Origin of the sequence: Aliidiomarina sp., assembly GCF_022565475.1 — a bacterium.
Lineage (GTDB): Bacteria > Pseudomonadota > Gammaproteobacteria > Enterobacterales > Alteromonadaceae > Aliidiomarina.
Genome location: NZ_JAIUMR010000009.1, coordinates 18,586 through 39,489, shown reverse-complemented (window position 1 = coordinate 39,489; position 20,904 = coordinate 18,586). Strand labels below are relative to the sequence as shown.

The 20,904-nt window shown below is 50.4% G+C and carries 23 protein-coding genes; 12 read left to right on the top strand and 11 right to left on the bottom strand.

Going from position 1 to position 20,904, the window contains the following annotated elements; translation table 11 throughout:
- Positions 1-24 precede the first annotated feature (24 nt).
- The 5 genes from LAT77_RS08925 to glnS all read left to right on the top strand — a co-directional run bounded on the left by LAT77_RS08925 (position 25) and on the right by glnS (position 4,759).
- The gene (locus LAT77_RS08925) at positions 25-465 is read left to right on the top strand and encodes a hypothetical protein (protein WP_290564216.1); all 441 of its coding nucleotides are present in this window, start codon (positions 25-27) and stop codon (positions 463-465) included.
- A 3-nt stretch (positions 466-468) separates the two neighbouring features.
- On the top strand, positions 469-1,209 hold the full coding sequence (locus LAT77_RS08920; RefSeq protein WP_290564215.1) for a 5-oxoprolinase subunit PxpA: 741 nt from the start codon (positions 469-471) through the stop codon (positions 1,207-1,209).
- 47 nt (positions 1,210-1,256) lie between these two features.
- Complete coding sequence (pxpB, locus tag LAT77_RS08915) at positions 1,257-2,018, top strand: 5-oxoprolinase subunit PxpB (RefSeq protein WP_290564214.1); 762 nt, start codon at positions 1,257-1,259, stop codon at positions 2,016-2,018.
- Complete coding sequence (locus tag LAT77_RS08910) at positions 2,015-2,941, top strand: biotin-dependent carboxyltransferase family protein (protein WP_290564213.1); 927 nt, start codon at positions 2,015-2,017, stop codon at positions 2,939-2,941. The genes pxpB and LAT77_RS08910 overlap by 4 nt, the downstream gene beginning before the upstream one ends.
- Positions 2,942-3,085: 144 nt before the next feature.
- Positions 3,086-4,759, top strand: a complete 1,674-nt coding sequence (glnS, locus tag LAT77_RS08905; RefSeq protein ID WP_290564212.1) for a glutamine--tRNA ligase — start codon at positions 3,086-3,088, stop codon at positions 4,757-4,759.
- 160 nt (positions 4,760-4,919) lie between these two features.
- On the opposite strand, the gene LAT77_RS08900 is transcribed toward glnS, so the two are convergent.
- From LAT77_RS08900 to LAT77_RS08875, 6 genes are all read right to left on the bottom strand, one after another.
- Entirely contained in the window at positions 4,920-5,954 is a 1,035-nt protein-coding gene (locus LAT77_RS08900) for a saccharopine dehydrogenase NADP-binding domain-containing protein (protein ID WP_290564211.1), read from the bottom strand.
- A gap of 59 nt (positions 5,955-6,013) precedes the next feature.
- Positions 6,014-6,475 (bottom strand): ferric iron uptake transcriptional regulator, encoded by a 462-nt coding sequence (gene fur, locus LAT77_RS08895; RefSeq protein WP_290564210.1) that lies wholly within the window; start codon positions 6,473-6,475, stop codon positions 6,014-6,016.
- Between the two features lie 146 nt (positions 6,476-6,621).
- Positions 6,622-7,146 carry a flavodoxin FldA gene (gene fldA, locus LAT77_RS08890; RefSeq protein WP_290564209.1) on the bottom strand — a complete coding sequence of 175 codons (525 nt, stop codon included), beginning with the start codon at positions 7,144-7,146 and terminating at the stop codon, positions 6,622-6,624.
- A gap of 33 nt (positions 7,147-7,179) precedes the next feature.
- Positions 7,180-7,455: a LexA regulated protein gene (gene ybfE, locus LAT77_RS08885; protein WP_290564208.1), complete on the bottom strand. Its 276-nt coding sequence runs from the start codon at positions 7,453-7,455 to the stop codon at positions 7,180-7,182.
- 2 nt (positions 7,456-7,457) lie between these two features.
- A complete protein-coding gene (locus LAT77_RS08880; RefSeq protein ID WP_290564207.1) occupies positions 7,458-7,676 on the bottom strand; it encodes a DUF2788 domain-containing protein in 219 nt (72 codons plus the stop codon).
- An 85-nt stretch (positions 7,677-7,761) separates the two neighbouring features.
- A complete protein-coding gene (locus LAT77_RS08875; protein ID WP_290564206.1) occupies positions 7,762-8,547 on the bottom strand; it encodes an alpha/beta fold hydrolase in 786 nt (261 codons plus the stop codon).
- Positions 8,548-8,703: 156 nt separating this feature from the next.
- Here LAT77_RS08875 and seqA point away from each other — a divergent pair, with 156 nt between their 5' ends.
- A complete protein-coding gene (gene seqA, locus LAT77_RS08870) occupies positions 8,704-9,231 on the top strand; it encodes a replication initiation negative regulator SeqA (protein ID WP_290564205.1) in 528 nt (175 codons plus the stop codon).
- Positions 9,228-10,865 (top strand): phosphoglucomutase (alpha-D-glucose-1,6-bisphosphate-dependent), encoded by a 1,638-nt coding sequence (gene pgm / locus LAT77_RS08865; RefSeq protein WP_290564204.1) that lies wholly within the window; start codon positions 9,228-9,230, stop codon positions 10,863-10,865. The genes seqA and pgm overlap by 4 nt, the downstream gene beginning before the upstream one ends.
- 67 nt (positions 10,866-10,932) lie before the next feature.
- Here the strand turns inward: pgm and LAT77_RS08860 are convergent, their stop codons facing one another.
- On the bottom strand, positions 10,933-12,228 hold the full coding sequence (locus LAT77_RS08860; protein ID WP_290564203.1) for an MFS transporter: 1,296 nt from the start codon (positions 12,226-12,228) through the stop codon (positions 10,933-10,935).
- A gap of 198 nt (positions 12,229-12,426) precedes the next feature.
- Between LAT77_RS08860 and LAT77_RS08855 the strand changes: the two genes are divergently transcribed.
- Positions 12,427-13,656, top strand: coding sequence for a DUF2066 domain-containing protein (locus LAT77_RS08855; RefSeq protein WP_290564202.1), 1,230 nt, complete (start codon positions 12,427-12,429; stop codon positions 13,654-13,656).
- Positions 13,647-14,384, top strand: a complete 738-nt coding sequence (gene hda / locus LAT77_RS08850; protein WP_290564201.1) for a DnaA regulatory inactivator Hda — start codon at positions 13,647-13,649, stop codon at positions 14,382-14,384. Before LAT77_RS08855 ends, hda begins: the two co-directional genes overlap by 10 nt.
- Here the strand turns inward: hda and LAT77_RS08845 are convergent.
- From LAT77_RS08845 to LAT77_RS08835, 3 genes are read right to left on the bottom strand one after another with little or no spacing between them, the layout of a single operon-like run.
- Complete coding sequence (locus LAT77_RS08845) at positions 14,381-14,806, bottom strand: DUF2069 domain-containing protein (RefSeq protein ID WP_290564200.1); 426 nt, start codon at positions 14,804-14,806, stop codon at positions 14,381-14,383. The genes hda and LAT77_RS08845 overlap by 4 nt on opposite strands.
- Complete coding sequence (gene arsC, locus LAT77_RS08840) at positions 14,803-15,159, bottom strand: arsenate reductase (glutaredoxin) (RefSeq protein WP_290564199.1); 357 nt, start codon at positions 15,157-15,159, stop codon at positions 14,803-14,805. The genes LAT77_RS08845 and arsC overlap by 4 nt, the downstream gene beginning before the upstream one ends.
- 50 nt (positions 15,160-15,209) lie before the next feature.
- Positions 15,210-16,694, bottom strand: a complete 1,485-nt coding sequence (locus LAT77_RS08835; RefSeq protein ID WP_290564198.1) for a M48 family metalloprotease — start codon at positions 16,692-16,694, stop codon at positions 15,210-15,212.
- Between the two features lie 251 nt (positions 16,695-16,945).
- Here LAT77_RS08835 and LAT77_RS08830 point away from each other — a divergent pair, with 251 nt between their 5' ends.
- The gene (locus LAT77_RS08830; protein WP_290564197.1) at positions 16,946-18,007 is read left to right on the top strand and encodes an AI-2E family transporter; all 1,062 of its coding nucleotides are present in this window, start codon (positions 16,946-16,948) and stop codon (positions 18,005-18,007) included.
- Between the two features lie 278 nt (positions 18,008-18,285).
- Here LAT77_RS08830 and bcp read toward each other — a convergent pair whose 3' ends face one another.
- Positions 18,286-18,747: a thioredoxin-dependent thiol peroxidase gene (gene bcp, locus LAT77_RS08825; protein WP_290564196.1), complete on the bottom strand. Its 462-nt coding sequence runs from the start codon at positions 18,745-18,747 to the stop codon at positions 18,286-18,288.
- Positions 18,748-18,886: 139 nt separating this feature from the next.
- Between bcp and dapA the strand changes: the two genes are divergently transcribed.
- Positions 18,887-19,789: a 4-hydroxy-tetrahydrodipicolinate synthase gene (dapA, locus tag LAT77_RS08820; protein WP_290564195.1), complete on the top strand. Its 903-nt coding sequence runs from the start codon at positions 18,887-18,889 to the stop codon at positions 19,787-19,789.
- Positions 19,776-20,891 carry an outer membrane protein assembly factor BamC gene (gene bamC, locus LAT77_RS08815; RefSeq protein ID WP_290564194.1) on the top strand — a complete coding sequence of 372 codons (1,116 nt, stop codon included), beginning with the start codon at positions 19,776-19,778 and terminating at the stop codon, positions 20,889-20,891. The genes dapA and bamC overlap by 14 nt, the downstream gene beginning before the upstream one ends.
- Positions 20,892-20,904 lie beyond the last annotated feature (13 nt).

Here is a 20,904-nt window from a genome sequence, read left to right as displayed (position 1 = left end):
TTGGTAATCGCGAATGAGATTTTTATGTCCACCAAAAACAAACCAGAACCACATCTGCCGCAACCCGTTAGCAAAGATAAAAAAATTCAGAAGACCATCGCCTTGGTGACCGCGCCTATGGGTTTGATTTTTCTATTGTCGGATGCACAGGACTTGTTAAGGCTGATTCAGTCAACCGGATTAAACTGGTATCAAATCTTTAGTCCGATTGCTTGGGGGGTGATCTTAGGTGCTGTGCTCGGACTTTTACGTTTTGATCGCGTCCAGCGACTGGCGCAGTGGGGGACTTGGGCGGCGACAGCGTTAACCACTTTTGGCCTTGTGGCAACAATCGCCATCTATTTTGAGCACCGATTATGGTATCTCGCTTGGCCAACGATGTGGCTGGCGACCGTCGGCATTGGTGTGTATGCGCTCTTCCTCATGCAACTTCGATTTTCTGAGAAGTATCAACAAGGACAGTAAGTTATGAGTCGTCCGCTGCTATTAAATTGTGACTTAGGTGAAAGTTTTGGGGCGTGGCGGATGGGCGACGATAACGCCATTATGCCGCTGATCGATTGTGCCAATATCGCTTGTGGTTTTCATGCGTCAGACCCGGTCACCATGGACAAAACAGTGGCATTGGCGGCGGCTCATGGGGTGCAAATTGGGGCGCACCCAGCTTATCCTGATCTCGTCGGCTTTGGCCGCCGTTCGATGGCATTAAGCGCGGATGAAATTACTGCGACTGTGCTCTATCAAATCGGTGCGCTTGATGGCTTTTGCCGTCGGCATCAAACCGCAGTTCGTTACGTCAAGCCGCATGGTGCGCTCTACCATGACATGATTCAGCACGAGACGACATTTCGCGCTATTTTAGCCGCAGTTCAGGCCTATGACCCGACATTGCCTTTGGTGCTACCAGCGCGTTTTGATCCTGAGCCATGGCGGGTTACCGCTGCTGAATTTGGTATTCAATTGTGGTTTGAGGGGTTTGCTGATCGCGCCTACCAAGTGGACGCAAATCTCGTTCCGCGCAACCAAGTCGGAGCTGTCTTGAGTGATTTAGATGCTATGGTAGCCCAAGCATTGCAGCTCGCTGCTGGAACGGTCAGCAGTCAGAACGGCGAACCATTAGCGCTGCATATTGATACCTTGTGTGTTCATGGTGACACACCGCAGGCACTGGCCGCTGTACGCGCAATTCGGGCGGCATTAACCGCTTAATTCGCCACCACGCTATCCACGGTTTTTAGTAAAGGAGTAGTCGCCCTATGACCAATACGGTCAACTCTGTCGAAGATCCAGAATTTAAGCAACCGAATGCCGAATTTTGTTATGCCGGCGTTGATGCTTTATTGATCGAGTTTGGTCATGAGATTGACGCTTGTTTGCCGAGCTATTTAGCCACCATTCGGCAACGTATTTTAGACTCGCTAGGCAGTGTCGTCAGCGAGGTCGTCCCCGCTTATGCAAGCCTGTTGGTCTATTACGAGCCGCGGGCGGTACGTCCCTACGATTTACAAATCGCCATGGAAAACTTGATTGCAGAAGTCCCTTGGCTGTGTAGCCCGTGGTCTGCAGAGGACGCCAATGCGCCAGGTAAATTGGTCGAGGTTCAGGTTTGCTATGATCCGTCATTAGCTCCGGATCTTGAACGGGTTATGACCATCACTGGGTTATCCGCCGAGCAAGTCGTCGCCGCGCATACCGGCCAGCAGTTGCAAGTGTATGCACTTGGATTTGCGCCCGGATTCGCTTATTTGGGCTCGTTACCAGAGTCGCTCAGCGTACCTCGACTAGATGCACCGCGCACACACATTGCTGCGGGTAGTGTCGGCATTGCCGAGCAGCAATCTGCGGTTTATCCGCAAGATTCGCCCGGTGGTTGGAACATCATTGGTCGCAGTCCAGTGCAATGGTTTGATCCGCAACGGCAGCCAATGACCGCGGTGCAAGTGGGCGATCGAATCCAATTCAAAGCAATCGATTTAGCCACCTATCAGGCGATTGTCGAACAAGGAGCATCGTCATGACCGGGTTTCGTGTCATCAAAGGCGGCATTCTCAGTCTCATTCAAGATACTGGGCGCTTAGGCTTTCAGCACCTTGGTGTCACTCGTGGCGGACCACTCGATGCAAACTCAGCGTATTGGGCCAATCGTTTGCTCGATAATCCAGTTGACGCGGCAGTCATTGAGATTACCGCCGGCGGTTTAGAGCTTGAATCACGCACGCAAACCATGGTGGCGATTACCGGTGGCGATCTTAATTTGACCGTGAATGATGTCCCGCAAGTGCCTTGGCGGAGTTTTTGGGTGCGCCAAGGTGACCGCTTGAAGTTCTCCACGCCGCGCTATGGTTTCCGTGCCTATTTAGCGGTGAGCGGTGGTTTTCAAACGCCGTTGGTACTCGGGAGTCGGGCGACGGTCATGCGTGACCAGTTAGGTGGCGTCGCAGGTGATGGCAGGCCGTTGCAAGCGGGTGATGAACTACCCTGTGGACATTTGCAGCACGAGCCATTAAGTCGACAGATTCCGCAAAATTACTTGCCGCAGTGGAGCCAAAACGTGGTGCTTCATGTGATTCCAGGCTACCAGCAGCATTACTTTAGCAAAGCAGCGTGGCAGACCTTCTGGCAACAGGAATTTACCTTGTCGAGCGACAGCAACCGCCAAGGTGCACGCCTGCAGGGTGCTGCTATTGAAGCACCAGAAGGTAAATTCTTGTCGGAGGGTGTCAGTTATGGGGCCATTCAAGTGCCGCCGGATGGACAACCTATTATTATGTTAGAAGATCGGCAAACACTGGGAGGTTATCCGAAACTGGGTAACATCCTGCCACTCGACGGTTTTAACCTCGCTCAATGTGCGCCGGGAGCGAAAGTTCGCTTCCAACCGATCCTTCTTGCTGAGGCTCAACAACAAATGCGACGATATCTTCGCTTTTTCGGCTTGTAAGCAGCGCATAATATTGCGATCATAGCACCCAAGTTTTTTCGACGCGTTGCATGGATGAGTGCAGCGCTTCTTTGCATGTGCAACTGCGGTGAGTTATTGTCCCCAGTTGCCGATAACAAGCATGGTAGTAACGGAGAATCCTGAATGGCCGAAAGTGCCTCGCGTCCGACGAATTTTATTCGCAAAATTATTGATCAAGACTTAGCTTCAGGTAAGCACTCGCAGGTGCATACGCGTTTCCCACCGGAGCCGAATGGCTATTTGCATATCGGTCATGCCAAGTCGATCGTTTTAAATTTTGGTATCGCTGAAGATTACCAAGGAACGTGCAACTTGCGCTTTGACGACACCAACCCGCTGAAAGAAAGCATGGAGTACGTCAGCGCAATTAAGTCTGATGTGCGTTGGTTAGGCTACGAATGGCAAGGTAAAGTGCGCTACTCTTCGGATTACTTTGATGCTTTGCATGGTTTCGCCATCGAACTGATTGAGAAAGGTTTGGCCTACGTCGACTTTTCTGCTCAAGAAGTGATTCGTGAACTACGCGGTACGTTGAAAGAGCCGGGTAAAAATAGTCCGTACCGCGATACGCCGGTTGACGTCAACCTAGCGGAGTTCGCGAAGATGACGGCGGGTGAGTATCCGGAAGGGCATTGCTCATTGCGCGCGAAGATCGACATGAGCTCACCGTTTATGTGTATGCGTGATCCTGTGATTTATCGGATTCGGCACGTTCAGCACCACCAAACCGGTGACAAGTGGTGCGTGTATCCCATGTATGATTTCACCCATTGTATTTCCGATGCGCTGGAAAACATTACCCATTCATTGTGTACCTTGGAGTTCCAAGACAACCGTCGGTTGTATGACTGGGTACTCGATAACATTTCAATTCCATGCCACCCACAGCAAATCGAGTTTTCGCGTTTAAACCTCGAATATACCGTGATGAGTAAGCGCAAACTGAACCTGTTAGTGACTGAGAATCACGTGAGTGGTTGGGACGACCCACGCATGCCGACGATTGCCGGCTTGCGCCGCCGTGGATATACACCGGCGTCAATTCGCGAGTTTGCTCACCGCATCGGTGTGACGAAAATGGATAACATGGTGGAAATGGGTATTTTAGAAGCCTGTATCCGCGATGATTTGAACGAAAACGCACCGCGGGCGATGGCGGTTTTAGATCCAGTGAAAGTCGTGATTGAGAATTACCCTGCGGGCAGTAGTGAAATGTTGCAAGCGCCGAATCATCCGAACCGCGAAGAGCTCGGTCAGCGCGACGTGCCATTCAGTGGTGAAGTGTATATCGAACGGGAAGACTTCCGCGAAGAAGCGAACAAGAAGTTCAAACGTTTAGTGCTGGGTAAAGAAGTGCGTTTACGCAATGCCTACGTGATTAAAGCGGAGCGTGTTGAGAAAGACGCGAACGGTGAAATTACCACGATTTACTGTACCTATGATGCAGATACGCTCGGCAAAGATCCAGCGGATGGTCGTAAGGTCAAAGGCGTGATTCACTGGGTATCTGCGGCACATGCGATACCAGCGGAAATTCGTTTGTATGATCGTTTGTTTAGCATACCTAACCCGGGTGCAGCAGAAACCTTAGAGGAAGCCTTGAATCCAGAGTCGTTGCTGGTGGCGCATGGTTATGTTGAACCGTCACTTGCTCAAGCTCAGCCAGAGCAGGGTTTCCAGTTCGAGCGAACGGGTTATTTTTGTTTAGATAATCGCGATTCCACAGCGGAGAAGCTGGTGTTTAATCGCACCGTTGGCTTACGCGATAGCTGGGCGAAAATTAGCGGCGATGATTAAGTGCTGCTGCTAAGCACGGCTGTCTAAGCACGGCTGGTAAGCTTAGTTGGAGACCAAACAAAAACGCGAACTGGGTGAGCAGTTCGCGTTTTTTCATGCAGTAAGTCTCGGCAAGAATGAGTGGTTTACCGACCACTAAACCCATGCACTGACCAGCGTATTACGCCGAATACAAGAACTTCTCAACCAAATCCGCGCCATACAACTTCGATGGTGTATAAAAGCCACCAGCAGGTGGGTTAGCTAAAACATGCATTGCCATGGTGACCGCGCCTTGTGCTGTCAGGGTATAACCATTGAGCACTTGTTTACGTATAGTAACGATGTCGCCTTGATCATTCTTGGCTTCGCCCCACACCCAGGTGTAATATTTCTCGCGCTCTTCGTCTTTCGGACCGGCAGGTTGACTGTCAATTTTCTTCATCAACCAATTTTTCATCATTTCGGTACGGAATAACCAGCGGAACCAATTCATCCGCCGCATGCGGCTGACTAATTTAGGATGAGCCGGAATAAACACTTCGATATTGCCGATCCCGGTGCTGTAATAGGCGGTCGAAACATCCCCCCAAGGAATCGTCATCGCGAGTTTCTCACCACCACCAAAATCGATTTTCTCCGCTTTGTAGGCTAATGGCACATTGATAATCTTGCCATTTTTTCGCACTGCACCACCTTCACCGATACGGCGAACACTGGTTTTTGCGGTGCCACGACTCATCCGTGAACGTGAATCAAAACCTAGACGTAAGTGCGTCGCGTCGGGCAGTTGTTGCTTTAATTGAGCGGCAACACAATCGGTTGGAATGACGTCAAAGCCAACACCAGGGCAGAGTACGACGCCAGCTTCGAGTGCTTGCTGATTCAAGCGCGCGGCAAGTTCGAACACTTCCAGTTCGCCGGTGATATCCAAGTAATGAGTCTTGCTGGCAATACATGCCTTCATCATCACTTCCGCTGTAAGCTCGAACGGTCCAGCACAATGCACCACAAGGTCGATGTCTTGGAGTTGTTTGGCCACTTGACTGACGCTCTCTAACGCGAAGCCACGTGCTTCGAAGCCGAGCGAATTGGCGAGTTCGGTAACTTTCGCACTATTTCGTCCAGCCAAAATTGGTTTTTGTTGGTGACTGATGGCTTCTTTCGCGATCAGTTCGCCGGTGTACCCGTAGGCACCATAAATCATCCACTGCATAAACGTTACCTTACAAATTAAAACAGGCCTTGGCGGCCTGTTTTTACAAATTATTCAGCTTAAACATCAATCCGCGTATGTTCAGCATCATCGCGGTTGTGCGCACAGGTGTCGGCGTTTTTGCATTCGCCGTACAAATACAGGCTGTGGTTCGTTAACGTCAAACCGTTATCTTTGGCGACTGCCAGTTGACGTTTTTCAATGACATCATCTTCAAACTCGATGACTCGACCACAATCGAGACAGACTAGGTGGTCATGATGGTCTTTGGCACTCAGCTCAAAAACCGAACGACCGCCTTCAAAGTGGTGGCGGGTGACAATTCCGGCGTCATCAAATTGGTTGAGTACGCGATACACAGTTGCTAAGCCAACTTCATCACCTTGCTCAAGGAGAATCTTAAACACCTCTTCGGCGCTGACATGCTGGTGCGCGGGGTTTTTCATTACCTCCAGAATTTTAATCCGTGGTGACGTGACCTTTAACCCTGCTTTCTTGAGTTGAACATCAGCATTACTCATTATCAATCCTCATTGTTTCTGTACCGTTCTCGATTATAGCCACAACTGCTAAGGGAATGAAATAAAAGCCGCTTTATTCTCGAAGTGAAACGAAGAACGCCCGTAAAAACGGGCGTTCTTCGTTATTTTTCAGTGGCAATAGGGGATTAACCGAGTTCGTCAAGGCCCATTTCGTCGCGCAACTGAGCGCACCATTGCTCAACGCGCTCTTTCGTCAGTTCAGGCTGACGATCTTCATCAATACCGAGGCCAACAAAGTGGTTGGCATCGGCCATGCCTTTCGATTCTTCGAAATGGTAGCTGTCAGTTGGCCAATTCCCGATAATAATGCCGCCACGGGCTTCGACGATATCACGGATCATACCCATGGCGTCGAGGAAATATTCAGCATAGTCTTCTTGATCGCCCAAACCAAAAATCGCGACCACTTTACCTTCGAAGTCAATCTCTTCGAGTTCTGGGAAAAAGTCGTCCCAATCACATTGAGCTTCACCGTAGTACCAGGTCGGAATGCCAAAAATGAGTAAGTCATAATCGGCAATTTCTTCCTTGGTGGATTTTGCGATGTCTTTTACGTCAATTAGGTGTTTGCCTAATTCTTTTTGGATCATCTGTGCAACAGCTTCAGTGTTGCCGGTATCGCTACCAAAAAATAAACCAACAGTCGCCATAGTTACGTCATTCCAAAGTGATCAATGTATGTGTTACTTGCCAGCCAGAGCGTGTTGCAAAATTTGCTCGATCAGCGCACTGCGACTGATCCCTTGCTCTTCGGCTTGACGGTTCAATGTGTCGTACATGGTTTCGTCGAGTTTCAATTCAACACGGCGAAGACCGGCTTTGCGGTCGCGCTGCAATTGTCGACGTTTATTGACTCGCACCTGCACTTCACGGGGAAGCGGATTGGTTCGAGGTCGCCCCGGGCGACGTTCGCTCTGAAATAAATCAGGCGTTACGAGGTCGCTACTTTCTTTCGCCATGGTTATTGTAATTGCGCTTCAAGAACAAACTGAATAATGCCTTTGGCAATGAAGCCTAGCATTCCCAAGAAGAGCACAAGCCAGACGGCAATGCGACCAAACTTCGGTACATTACCTTTTTTTAGAACATCTTGAATGGCTAAACCGATCAATAAAAACAATGCGGCAATGGCAAAGTTAGTCATGAGTGATTCAATTTGTTCTAAATTTTCAGCAAACATGGCGTTCGATACTCCACTAATGTTTCGGCGCGGAGGATACCACAAAGCACCGCCGTGCGCGAGTCAGGCTGGGACTTTTTCGGCTCTAAAGTTCCTCAAGAAAACGACGGACAATGCCATTAAAAACGGCCGGTTTTTCCGCATGCAACCAATGTCCGGTTTCAGCAATAGTTTTTGCTTCTGCTTTCGGGAATCGAGTGGTGATCGCGTCGCGATGTGACTCTTGGATATAGTCGGAGCGACCGCCACGAATAAAAAGCACAGGACCGTCGTACTCACCGCTGTCTTGCGGGGCGCCGATTAAGTCCTCGTAGCAGTTGCGCAGGCCAGCAAGATTCAGGCGCCAATGCCACTCACCCGCGTCGTTTTTGCGCAGGTTCTTTAGTAGGAACATGCGCACACCGGCTTCATCAATGCTGTCACTGAGCTGTTTGTCGGCATCTTGACGACTTTTGAGGCCACTCAAGTCAACGCCTTCCAGTGCATCTAGGATACTGGTGTGACGTGCGTCATAAGCAACTGGGGCGATATCGGCAACGATTAAGGATAGCACTTGCTCAGGATGCCGTAAGGCGAATTCCATCGCCACTTTGCCGCCGAGTGAGTGACCTAACAGGTGAGCTTTGCTAACATTTTCTGCGGCCATGACGGCTTCAATATCAGCGGCCATGTCAACAAACGGCATCCGTTCGGTCCACGGCGAACTGCCATGATTGCGCAGCTCGACATTGATGATGTAATAGTCATCGCTGAGTTCACGGCTGATACTTTTTAGGTTATCGGCATCGCCGAAAAGCCCATGAATTAGAATTAACGCTGGATTTTCAGACTTGCCAGCCGTTTCATAATTTAGTTTTACTGCGTCGCCCATAGATTTGATTCCTTCATGTTCGCTGCGCATGTGCAATTTTTCTATTGTCGCCCAGCTGCTTGTGCGGTGCAAATAGCAAACGACTTCGGTATACTTCCTGCGTACAGAAATAAGCTGACTCACAGCTGACGCGATTGACTTGGAAGTTCACGACCTATGAAGAAGATTGAGATCGATGAAGAACTCTATGCGTACATTGCTGCGCATACTCAGCACATTGGCGAAAGTGCCTCGACTATTTTACGCCGACTCTTAGGATTAAGCCCAACTGCGGTGCAAGAATCCAACCTCAGTCAAGGCATGGCCTTAGCGAAGACAGCACCAGTCAGCGCACACGCTCAGGGTACGAGCGTTTTCGATATATTGGATCGGGCCGATATTGCGGCGCAAAAGGGCGCTGTTGGTCGCTTTTTGTTTATCCTTTCCTTATTGCATCGTTGTCATGCGGAGCAATTTGCCCAGGTTTTGGAGATTCGTGGTCGTAACCGCTTGTACTTTGCGACCTCAGAACAGGAATTACTCGCTGCCGGAAACAGTACCAATCCCAAGCAGATTCCCGGCTCGCCTTATTGGGTGGTGACTAACAACAACACCACGAAAAAGAAATCAATTTTGAACGCTGTGGCGACAGAAATGGGCTATGACGGCAGCGAAGCGGAACAGATTAGGGACTTTTTATCATGAGTAAGCACCCACGCGCCGGCACCATAGCGAGCAAAGACGATCTCATTAATATTCCGGCCTTAATGGCGGCCTATTACGTCAATGAGCCCAATCCGGGGAAAGCGTCAGAACAAGTTAGCTTCGGAACTTCGGGGCATCGCGGCAGCGCACTTAAACATTCGTTCAATGAAGCACATATATTGGCGATAAGCCAAGCCATCGTGGCGTATCGTGAAGAGCAGGGCATTACCGGCCCGATTATGTTGGGTAAAGATACTCATGCACTTTCCGAAGCCGCGTTCATAACTGCGTTAGAAGTGTTTATTGCCAACGGCTTAGAAGTGCATATTCAATCCGACTTAGGTTACACGCCAACGCCAGTGATTAGTCATGCAATTTTAACTTACAATCGCGGGCGCACTGAAGGGCTAGCGGATGGCGTCGTCATTACGCCGTCGCATAATCCACCACAAGACGGTGGCTTCAAATATAACCCGCCACATGGCGGCCCGGCCGACGGTGATGTCACCAAGGTCATTGAGAAGTATGCGAATGCAATTTTAAGTAGTGAACTGATTGGCGTGAATGTCACCTCGTTTGCCCATGCGAAAAAGTCCAAGCGGGTGAAGAAAATTGACTGGATCAGCGCTTACGTGTCGCAACTTGACCAAGTGATTGATATCGCTGCAATCCAAAAAGCTGGCTTGCGTGTTGGTGTCGATGCCATGGGCGGTGCTGGCGCGGCGTATTGGCGAGCCATCAAAGCAGCATACAATCTCGATATCACCTTATTTAATGATCATGCGGATCCAAGTTTTTCGTTTATGGCCTTAGATAAAGACGGCGCGATTCGCATGGACTGCTCGTCGGCCGATGCCATGGCCAGTCTGTTAGCATTGAAAGACGATTTTGACCTCGGTCTCGGTAATGATCCGGACTATGATCGTCATGGCATTGTCACGCCAGACGGTCTGATGAATCCGAATCATTATTTGGCAGTCGCAATTGACTACTTGTGCTCACACCGCGACTGGTCTGCAGACAAAGCCATCGGCAAAACCTTAGTGTCGAGCGCGATCATTGATCGCGTAGTGGCTGGCGCAGGTCGTTCATTGATGGAAGTACCAGTTGGTTTTAAATGGTTTGCTGAAGGTCTAGCCGCCGGTGATTTAGCTTTTGCCGGTGAAGAAAGCGCCGGTGCTAGTTTCTTAGACCGTCAAGGTCACGCATGGAGCACCGACAAAGACGGTATTATTCTGTGTTTGTTAGCCATGGAAATTCAAGCGGTGACCGGCAAGTCACCCAGTGATTATTATCGCGAGCTGGAAGCCAACTATGGCCAATCGAGCTATGCCCGTCTCGACTGCAAAGCAAGTGCAGCGGAAATGGCGGCGTTTGCAGATTTAGCCGCGCAACCACCCGCGCTGTCAGTTTTAGCCGGCGAACCGGTAACCGCGGTATTAAATCGTGCACCGGGCAACCAAGCTGGTTTTGGCGGCATTAAAGTAACGACCGAGAACGGTTGGTTTGCCGTGCGTCCATCGGGCACCGAGCCTGTCTATAAAATTTACGCAGAGAGTTTAAAAGGCCCAGAGCACTTAGCGGCGATTCAAGCAGAAGCCCAGCACCACTTGGCTGAATGGTTGCAAGCTTAAGTTGTTAGGTGACCGCTGGAAATAAAAAACGGAAGCGACAGGCTTCCGTTTTTTGTTCGGGTAAACTTTAAACCACGCCATTAGAGCCGGGTTTAACCGGGATATTGCCGTCCGGCTCGTCAAAGTCTTCGTTCGCCTCTTCGACCAAGCTGGCCAGTAATTCCTCAGACGGCGCTGCAGGTGCCAAGGCGGTAAGTGGTGAATGTACCTGATCGGGCGCACGCTCGCGTTTGCTGATGCGGTAAAAGGCATAAGCAGACACGGTTGTGGTAAAGATTGCCATGAGTACAAAGAATAGATACATGGCACCGAACTGCATCAGGATTGCTGCGAGCGGTGCGCCGACAATTGCGCCGACACCGCCGACTTTGATAATCGCACCTGTGGCTCCAATCATTTGGTCTTTGGTTAGGTAGTCATTGGTGTGCGCCATTGCCAATGAATAGAGGGGTAACAAGGCGCCACCCAATGCCGCCATCACCACATAGATAAGGATTGGCTGCGATGCTGGAATTTGTGACAAGATCAGTGCAAGACCAGCGGCAACGATGGCACAACAGGCCAAGACTAAGCGACGATCAAAGCGGTCTGACAGTAAGCCGATCGGCGTCTGCGAGAGCATGCCGCCGAATAAGAAAGCGGCCATAAAGACCGTCACCTGTCCAACGTTAAGGCCGATCGCCGTCGCGTAGACCGGACCGACACCATAGAACATGGCGCTACAGGCTTGGACGATGAAGGCAGTGACAATCCCAAGCGGAGCCTGTTCGATTAAAAACTTTAGTGGTACTTTGCGCGATTCATGGGTTGTCGGTTCGACGGTGACTGTTGCCAGAATGGGGATCAGCGACAAATTGATCAAAAGCGCAATAATGGCAAACGGCACAAAGGTTGCCGGATCGGCGAAGCCAAGAATAAGCTGACCCACCACCAGCCCCGCGTAAATTAAGACTAAATACACCGATAACATGGCGCCGCGATTGCGGTTATCTGCCATAGTATTGAGCCAGCTTTCGGCAATCACAAAGAGCGCGGAGATAGCAAAACCACTGACAAAACGCATGACAAACCAAACGATCGGATCTATCCAGATGGCTTGGACTAAAACGGCGACGGAAGCAAGCGCGGCAAGACCGCCGAACGCTCGAATGTAGCCGACGCGGCGAATGTCTTTTGGCGCTCGTGTTGCGCCAAAGAGATAGCCGACGAAATACGCCGACATAATTAAGCCGATCGTGACGGTAGAAAAGCCTTCCATGGTGCCGCGCAGACCCAGCAAGGTGCTGGTCATACCGACGCAGAGGCCGATCAAAGTCATGGTCGAAAGGAGTGAGCTGACAGCGCGAATTTGTTGTCTGAGCATCGAGGTAGCGATCCTTGTGGTCTGGTCCGCAAGTACGGTTTTGTCGTGACATTCTGGGGTAGCAAGTACTTTAACAGTGAGAATCGAATTTGGCCACAATTTCCCCAAAAATCTCCAGTACTTATCCACAGTTTGTTACTTGCCGTTACCTCGGCAGGCGTTTATCATCAAAGTAACGAAGTTAATAAGGCGGTTATTGTGCGCAAGCATTTTTCCCAAACTCAAAGACAGTTTAAGCAGTCAGCACAAACACGCATTACAGTTTCGGTTGTGGGGTTGTTTTTAGCGCTACTGATGGTGTTTCCGGTGCAGGCTCTGCAAGGGCCGCTGAGTGATTTGTTGCGTGGTGAAATTGCCGTCGAGGGTCAAACCCGAAATGAACGGCAGCGGGAATTGCCCACTATTTTTCGAGAAGTTTTAGTGCGTTTAACGGGAACTACTGAAGTGCTCGAGCACGAACGCGTGCGTGCAGAGTTGCGGCAAGTAAATGATTACCTGTTGCAGTTTGGTTATCAGCAGCGTGACGGTCAGCTGTACTTACAGGCAAGCTTTGACGAAACCCGAGTGCGCCAATTACTGCAGCAGGCAAATGTGCCGCTGTGGACCGGACAACGGCCGAACTTACTACTGTGGCTGGCTGAAGATCACCCTGAACTTGGGGTTCGGCTCGTGACCCGCAGTGAAGAGCGAGAGTTTTTGCAGGCCCTCCGTGCCACCACGCAACGTCGTGGCGTCGAGATTTTAATGCCGCTCATGGATCTTGAAGATCAAATGGCAATCGGTCCGCGCGACGTTTGGGGACGTTTCCAACGCGAAGTCCTGCGCGCGTCAGAGCGTTATCCGGTCAGTGGTATTGTCAGTGCGCGGATGTATCGCCAAGTGGAAGAGGATTACTTTGCCGAGAACGTTGACGATAGAGAAGGAATTGAGGTTGAAGTTGTAACTGACGAACCATTAGATGATGAACGACCACTGATCTTAGAAGCGACGGTCATCGTCGGCGATATGAGTTTCAACACCTTTATGGTTGGCGACGACGAAGCGAGCTTAGCCGAGCAATTTGTCCATGAAGTCTCGGATCGGATCGCCGCGATTTTTATTAGTCGTGGCGACCGTGAAATGGCGCAGATTCGCGTTCGTATCGTCGGTTTGCGGCAAGTTAGCCAAGTTTTGAGTGCTGAGAATTTACTTACGTCACAAGCGCAAGTGCAGTCGGTGCATTTGCAACAGTTCCAGCAAGGTGTTGCGGACTTTACCGTGGTGATTCGCGGTGGAGCGCAGGCTTTGGCCCAAGCCTTGGACTTTGACCGCCGATTACGCCGCACGGCATTGCGCTTGTCGCCGGTTGCCGAAGGTGATACTGACGAGCCGGCCGTGAGCGAAGTCGTGTTGAGCGATGAGCCTGATGTGGAGTTCGAATGGCAGTAACACTGAGGCATGATCAACAACATCATCGCCAGCTGGCGCTGCCGGTACAATTGCCGGTTCACGCCAGTTTTGCCACCTTTGTCAGTGGTAAAAATGAAGCGGCGGTGAAACATCTGCGCGGCTTGTTAAGTCAAGCGTGGCGACCCGAGCAGCAATTTTCATTATTGGTTGGTGGTCACGGGCAGGGCAAAAGTCACTTGCTGTGCGCCTTGTCCGAAGCGGCGGCTGAAGGCCAACTTCAGAGTATTTATTTACCGCTGAGTGAACTTCAGCAACCTAACGCGGTACAAATTCTGCACGGCTTAGAAACCTACGACTTAATAGTCTTGGATGACATTGATGCAGTGACAGCGAATCGTGAATGGGCAGAAGGGTTATTTGCTTTGATTAATCGGCTGACTGATCAACGCCATGGATGGATGGTCATGAGCGCACAACAAAATGCGAATACCATGCCGATTGAGCTTGCCGATTTACGCTCACGACTGCAAATTGCCGTAACTTTCAAGCTTGATGCGTTAACCGATGCCGAAAAATTTCGTGCCTTGCATCAACATGCGAAGATGCGCGGCATTGAATTACCAAAAGAGGTTGGCGAGTTTTTGTTATTGCGCGTCGAGCGCGATATGCATGCCTTGATGGCGTTACTGGACCGCTTGGATAAAGCATCAATGGCCCAGCAACGACGATTAACCGTACCGTTCGTCAAACAAGTTTTGAAACTTTAACCGCGTTTACCGGCATTGGTGACGACCGCCTCATCTTTCTTGCGCTTAATTCCCAACCCTAATTCGCGACCACGATAACGCGCATAGTAGGTCGCGCCAATAAACGCACCTGTGGTCAATAACAATTCAATTGCTGCCCACAAACGTTCGTCGGGGTGCGTGTATAACGTCGTTAAACTATGCAAAAAATAGAAAATGAGAATGAAGTTCGACCATGCATGGGTATAGGGATTTCCCTGTAAAATGCCTTTTAGCGGAAACAGCAAGGGCGTAACCCAAATGGCTAAAACTAACCAAGTGCTTAAAAATTCATTGGGTGCGAGCAACGCATGCCAAAGAATAACGAAGACTAATAAACTTGGGTAACATACCAAAGTCAGTTTGCGATAAAACGCGGCAGAAGTTAACCAAGCTGGTTTCACAGGAGCTCCAAGACAGTTTCGGGTGGACGACCAATACGCGCTTCATTATCGCTCTCACGCACAACGATAGGGCGTTCAAGTAGTTTTGGATGGCTGGCAACAATGTCGGCTAATTCAGCGTCGGAACCATTAAACTCTTTCAGTTTCAATGCTTTGTATTCATCTTCTTTGTTGCGCAACAAAGCAGCCACAGGGCGACGCAGATTCGCCGCAAGCTTGAGAATGTCGGCGCCTGACGGTGGTGTTTTTAAATACTCCACGACAGTAGGTTCAATGCCATTCTCTTGCAGCAGCTGCAAGGTTTGTCGGCTTTTTGAGCAACGTGGATTATGAAAAATGGTAAAAGCGGCCATGTCAGTCCTTATCAACAATAAAAGTTTTGCTGCACTTTACTGAGATTTCGCTAAAAGTCAAAAGCACGGTTCTTTTCGGCTTCAAGAGCGCGGAATTGCTGAATCCGAGCTTGAATGCGCTGGCGCGTCGAAGTATTACTTTCCGCAGCTTTACTAAAAGCCGAATGTAGCTCCTCAATTGCTAAGCGGAAATTACCCCGTAAGGCGAGGATCTCGGCCGTCGCTTCATGGGCAGCCACGGCGTTTCCTCCACGCTGATGCGCCTCTTGCAGCAATTGCCAAGCCACCACATCTTGTTTGTTGTGCACTAAATAGTCATTTAAAATCACTCGACTAAGCTGAAACTCTTGAGCATAGTTTGCCGCATATGCCAGATTCAACGTCACCACTTGGTTATTCGGACGGCGCATATATTCCCGCGTTAGCCAATCGACTGCTTGCTGATATTGTTGCTGACCAACGTAAACATCGGTACGGGTATCTAAATAAAACAAATTCATCGGCTCGGCGGCGATTAGATCCTCCATGATTGCTTGCGCTTCAGCGAAGCGCTCTAATTGATGCAAAGCCAACGCCCGACCATACTGAAAGGCTTGCTGCTGAATTGGATGCGTCGCACGGCGAGCCTCTTCATTAAAGTCGAGCAATAAATCGCGTGCTGAACGATTCGAGTAGCGCACCCGTAAGCGCATTTTAGCGAGCTCAAAATCAAGTACCGGATCGAGCGGCACAGCACCTAAAGCCTGTGCCCGCGCTCGCGTGTCGGCAATCCGAGATTCAGGCAAAGGGTGCGTCATTAAAAATTGCGGCAGTTGGGTGGCGTAACGATAACGAGCAGCAAGACGACTAAAGAAGCGCGGCGCGCCCTCTGGGTCATAGCCGGCACGGGCAAGCGTGGTCATACCCACGCGGTCTGCCTCAAGTTCAAATTGACGCGTGTAGTTAATTTGCCGTTGCTGTAGACCCGCAAGGCCGGTTGACAACACCGCCATACCGAGTTGCGGATTCACGATCCCGACCAAAATACCACCGAGGACTTGCGCCAACGTCAGAGGTGCTGCTGCCGTCATCCGCTCCATGTTACGGGCAATGTGACGTTGCGTGACGTGCGCAATTTCGTGGGCAAGCACCGCAGCGAGTTCCGACTCATCGCGGGCTTCTAAAACCAGCCCAGAGTGGACGCCAATATAGCCACCTAAGAAAGCGAAGGCGTTAATACTGTCGTCACGGATCCAGAAAAAGTGAAAAGGGTAGCGGACATTATCCGCATGGCGCACCAAACGATTGCCGACACCATTTAAGTATTCACGCAATACAGGATCGTCAATGACCGGCGCTAAGCCGCGAATCTCCCGCATATAGTGTTCACCGATTAAACGCTCCCGTTCAATCGACATAAAAGCGCCGCCCGTCGTGCCAATGGTGGGAACTTCACGACTTTGAGCTTGCGCATTTTGTTGCGAAAAAGGCAGAAAAAAAACCAATAAAGCCGTGCATGACAGCAATAAAAGCTTGGGCCAGAAGGCTTTCAACATGCGCGGGAATCTCCTTGTGCTGCAATACTAGCTGAGACGTTATTTCTTGTCCGTAGTTCCGTACTACGAAAAACATCAACGACAAGTTCATGTCGTGAGTTTACCAGTTCTAAACGGAAATGCACCGCCTAATCGAATGCGGAATTGGCAATAAGGCGAGTAGTCATTGTCGAGTGTTCTGCGTTAGTATAGAGTGACATCCGCGCCGACTTAGAATAGCGCCGCGCGGACATTAAAGAGGATGTGCTGTAATGCTTGGATACATACGTGATTGGTTTCAACGACGATTCTCCGATCCCAATGCGGTCACGCTAACCCTATTACTATTGATAGGCTTTGGCCTCATCATATTCTTTGGTACCGTTCTGGCACCAATCCTCGTTGCTATCGCGCTTGCTTACCTCCTTGAATGGCCAGTCAACCGGCTGCAACGATTCGGTTTCAAGCGACTCTATGCCGTGTTTCTCGTCTTTACTTTCTTTTTGGCATTTTTTTTCGCGTCGATCGTGTTTTTAGTTCCCGTCATTTGGCAACAAAGCGTCAATTTACTCGCCGAGCTGCCACAAATCGCCCAAGCCTGGCGAGAAATGATGGAAAGCGTCGAAGACGTCGCGCCTGCATTTATCGATGCATCACAACTGCAACTGTTTACGGATAAAGTGAATGACCGCTTGCTGACGCTCGGACAAACCATCCTCGAGCGCTCGTGGAACACCTTAATGCTGCTCGCAGTCCTATTGGTGTACACCATCATCGTCCCATTACTGGTCTTTTTCATGCTCAAAGACAAAGACCTACTGCTCAATCATTTCAACCGCATCCTGCCTGAACAACGTCGCTTGATTAGCCAAGTTGGAACGGAAATGAACCTGCAGATCATGAACTACATTCGTGGTAAAGCGCTCGAAATTATCATCGTCGGACTAGCCGCGTATGCAACGTTTTACTTTTTCGACCTCCGTTACGCGGCACTGCTGGCAACCCTCGTTGGTTTCTCCGTGCTCGTACCGTATATCGGCGCCGCCGTCGTCACCATACCGATAGCGCTCGTCGGCCTGTTCCAATTCGGCTTGTCGATGACCCTATTCTGGTTGATTTTTGCTTACGGCATCCTGCAAGCTTTGGACGGCAACGTCCTCGTACCCATTCTCTTCTCCGAAGCCGTCGCACTGCACCCTGTCTACATTATCGCGGCGGTGCTCATCTTCGGCGCAATTTGGGGCTTCTGGGGCGTCTTCTTCGCCATCCCGCTTGCCAGCCTCGTCAAAGCCGTCATTACCGCACTCTCTTCGCACAAAGAAGAAATCGCTTAACGAGTGAGCATGGCTACGGCGGCTTAGCGTGAGTGGGTGAGTTTGCGGTCGGTCAGAGTGTACGCGGCATGGCTGCGACGGCTTAGCGCGAGTGGGTGGGGTTGTGGATGGTCAGAGTATACGCGGCATGGCTGCGGCGGCTTAGCGCGAGTGGGTGGGGTTGTGGATGGGCAGAGTGTACGCGGCATGGATGCCGCGTCCAAGCCCCCATGGATGGGTTTACGGCGTCTCTGAACATCCACAACCCCACCCACGGAAGCCAAAGCCGAAGCCAAAGCCTAAAGCGCGGCGAGAACGACTTCGTGGTGATCTTTGGTTTTGAATTTGTCGAAGAGGTGAGCGACCTTACCGTCCTTGCCGATGAGGAAGCTGATGCGGTGGATGCCGTCGTATTCGCGGCCCATGAATTTTTTTGGACCCCAAACACCGAATGCATTGGCAACTTCATGTTGTTCATCGCTGAGCAGCGTAAAGTTAAGTTCGTCACGTTCGGTGAACTTTGCTAGACGCTTCGGCGCGTCAGGACTGATACCGACGACAGTGACACCTTTGGCAGCGAGTTCATCGCGCGCATCGCGGAGCTTCTGAGCTTGCACAGTGCAGCCTGGGGTCATCGCTTTCGGATAAAAATAAACCAGAACTTGAGCGCTTTTAAGAAGTTCTTTTAAACTGACGGCGTCGCCATTTTGGTCGGGTAAAGTGAACATTGGAGCGGCGTCGCCCACTTGCAAAGTTTTCATGAATTATTTTCCTCACATTGAAATGTAAAGCCTCGTTAGCACATGAAAGCATAGAAACCGTGCAGAAGCCAGTGAACTGCTCTTGTCATTAACGTGCCACACAAGTAAGATTGAGCCCTTATTTTAAGAGGGAGAATCTATGCTAACCGGCAGTATGGTGGCGCTCGTCACCCCGTTTACCAGCAACGGTAATGTTGATTATAAACTCCTCGCCGAATTGGTTGAATTCCATGTGCAATATGGCACAGACGCAATCGTTTCCGTGGGAACGACGGGTGAATCGCCAACGTTGAGCCATGATGAGCATGTTGATGTTGTTCGTGCCACCGTCGAATTGGCAGATGGCCGAATTCGCGTTATTGCAGGCAATGGCTCAAATTCAACTCAAGAAGCAGTGCAACTCACCGAGCGCATTGCTGTGTTAGGGGTAGACGGATTCCTTAATGTCACCCCTTATTACAATAAACCCAGTCGCCGTGGTCTGTTAGAGCACTACAAACATGTCAGTGAAGCCAGCGATTTGCCGCAGTTTCTCTACAATGTACCCGGCCGCACAGGCTGTGACATGTTGCCGGAATTAGTCGCTGAGCTGGCGCAGAACCAAAATATTGTCGGCATAAAAGAAGCAACGGGCGACGTTGAACGCGTGGCTGAACTTCAGCGTTTATGTGGCCATGACTTCTTGTTACTGTCCGGCGATGATCCGACTGCACGTGAATTTATGTTGGCCGGAGGCCATGGCGTGATTAGCGTGACGGCTAACCTCATGCCGCAAACGATGAAGCGTATGGTTGACGCCGCTTGCCGCGGCGATCGTGCAGCTGCAGAAGAATTTGACGCAAAATTGGCGTCGTTACATCAAGCCTTGTTTATTGAAGCGAATCCAATTCCAGTGAAGTGGGCCATGGCTCGATTGGGCTGGATTCAACCTAATTATCGATTACCATTGACACCACCGGAACTTGAGAACGAAAAAGTAATCGAACAAGCACTCAGAGATGCAGGATACTTAACAGAGCGGAGTTCGGATGACGTTGAATAAATTAGGGATTATCGGTTTAGCGGTAATCTTAGCAAGTGGCTGTGCGGCAAAACGCGAGCTAGCAGAAGGTGGTTTTGATTATCTTGAAGTTGAAGATCGTGGCCAATTAACTTTTCCTTCCGACCTTGATGCGCGTGCACAACGTGCGCAATTTCAAATTCCAGAGTTGTCGGATCAACAGCGCGAAGGTTCTTTAGGCGCTGCTGTCAGCGTGCGTTCGCCAGCACAGGTGTTAACCTTAGCGCCCGGAAGCCGTGTCGATGAAGCGACCCGTGATACGCGAATCTCATTTGATGCAGTGGAAGGCGTTGAAGACCTGCCAAGCTGGATTTGGAACGCGGTCGAAGAGGCTGTGGCAGAAACCGGAGCGCGTGTTGTAGAACGTGATGCTGAACGTTTGATTGTCACTGCACCGTATCGTAAAGAACACTATTCACAACGCCAAGGCGGATTTTTGTCACTGTTTACGCGTAGTCGTATCAATTTCTCATCCGAGCAAGTGTTGCGGATCGAAATGCAATCGGCAGGTCACCGCCGGAGCTCGACGTTAGACGTTACCGCGACTGATATTCAGTGGTTGCGTGATGGTCGCGCGGTTTCTCGTCAGGAAATTCCGGTCATGCTACAGCGTGATCTCGAAGCTGATTTCCTCAATGCGGTTTCCCGTCGTTTAGCGGTCAGTTATGAAGGCGAGCGTTTGCAATCAGCCCGTGCCGGTGTGGAAATTCGTCGTGGCGAAACGGCTGATGCAACAGCAGCAATGATTCTTGATAGTAGCTTTAACGTGGCCTGGGCGTTGATGCCGGGTGTTTTAGAACGCGCCGGCTTTGTCATCGAAGACTTGAACCAAAGTGAAGGAACGTACTACACAGCGTATGAACCAGGTGGTAAACGCGGTTTCTTCCGTCGTTTGGCATTTTGGTCGCGTTCCGCCGATGGTGATTTAGATTTAAGTCGTGGCACCGACGTGGTGTTCACGGTAGATGAGCGTGATGGTACGACATATATTGTCGCGCAAATTGATGACGAGCCAGTGAGCGCTGCGCAACTGGACGCTTGGTTCCCTGTGTTTGCAGCTGCATTCCAGGATAATACTGACTAGGAACTTGAGAAAT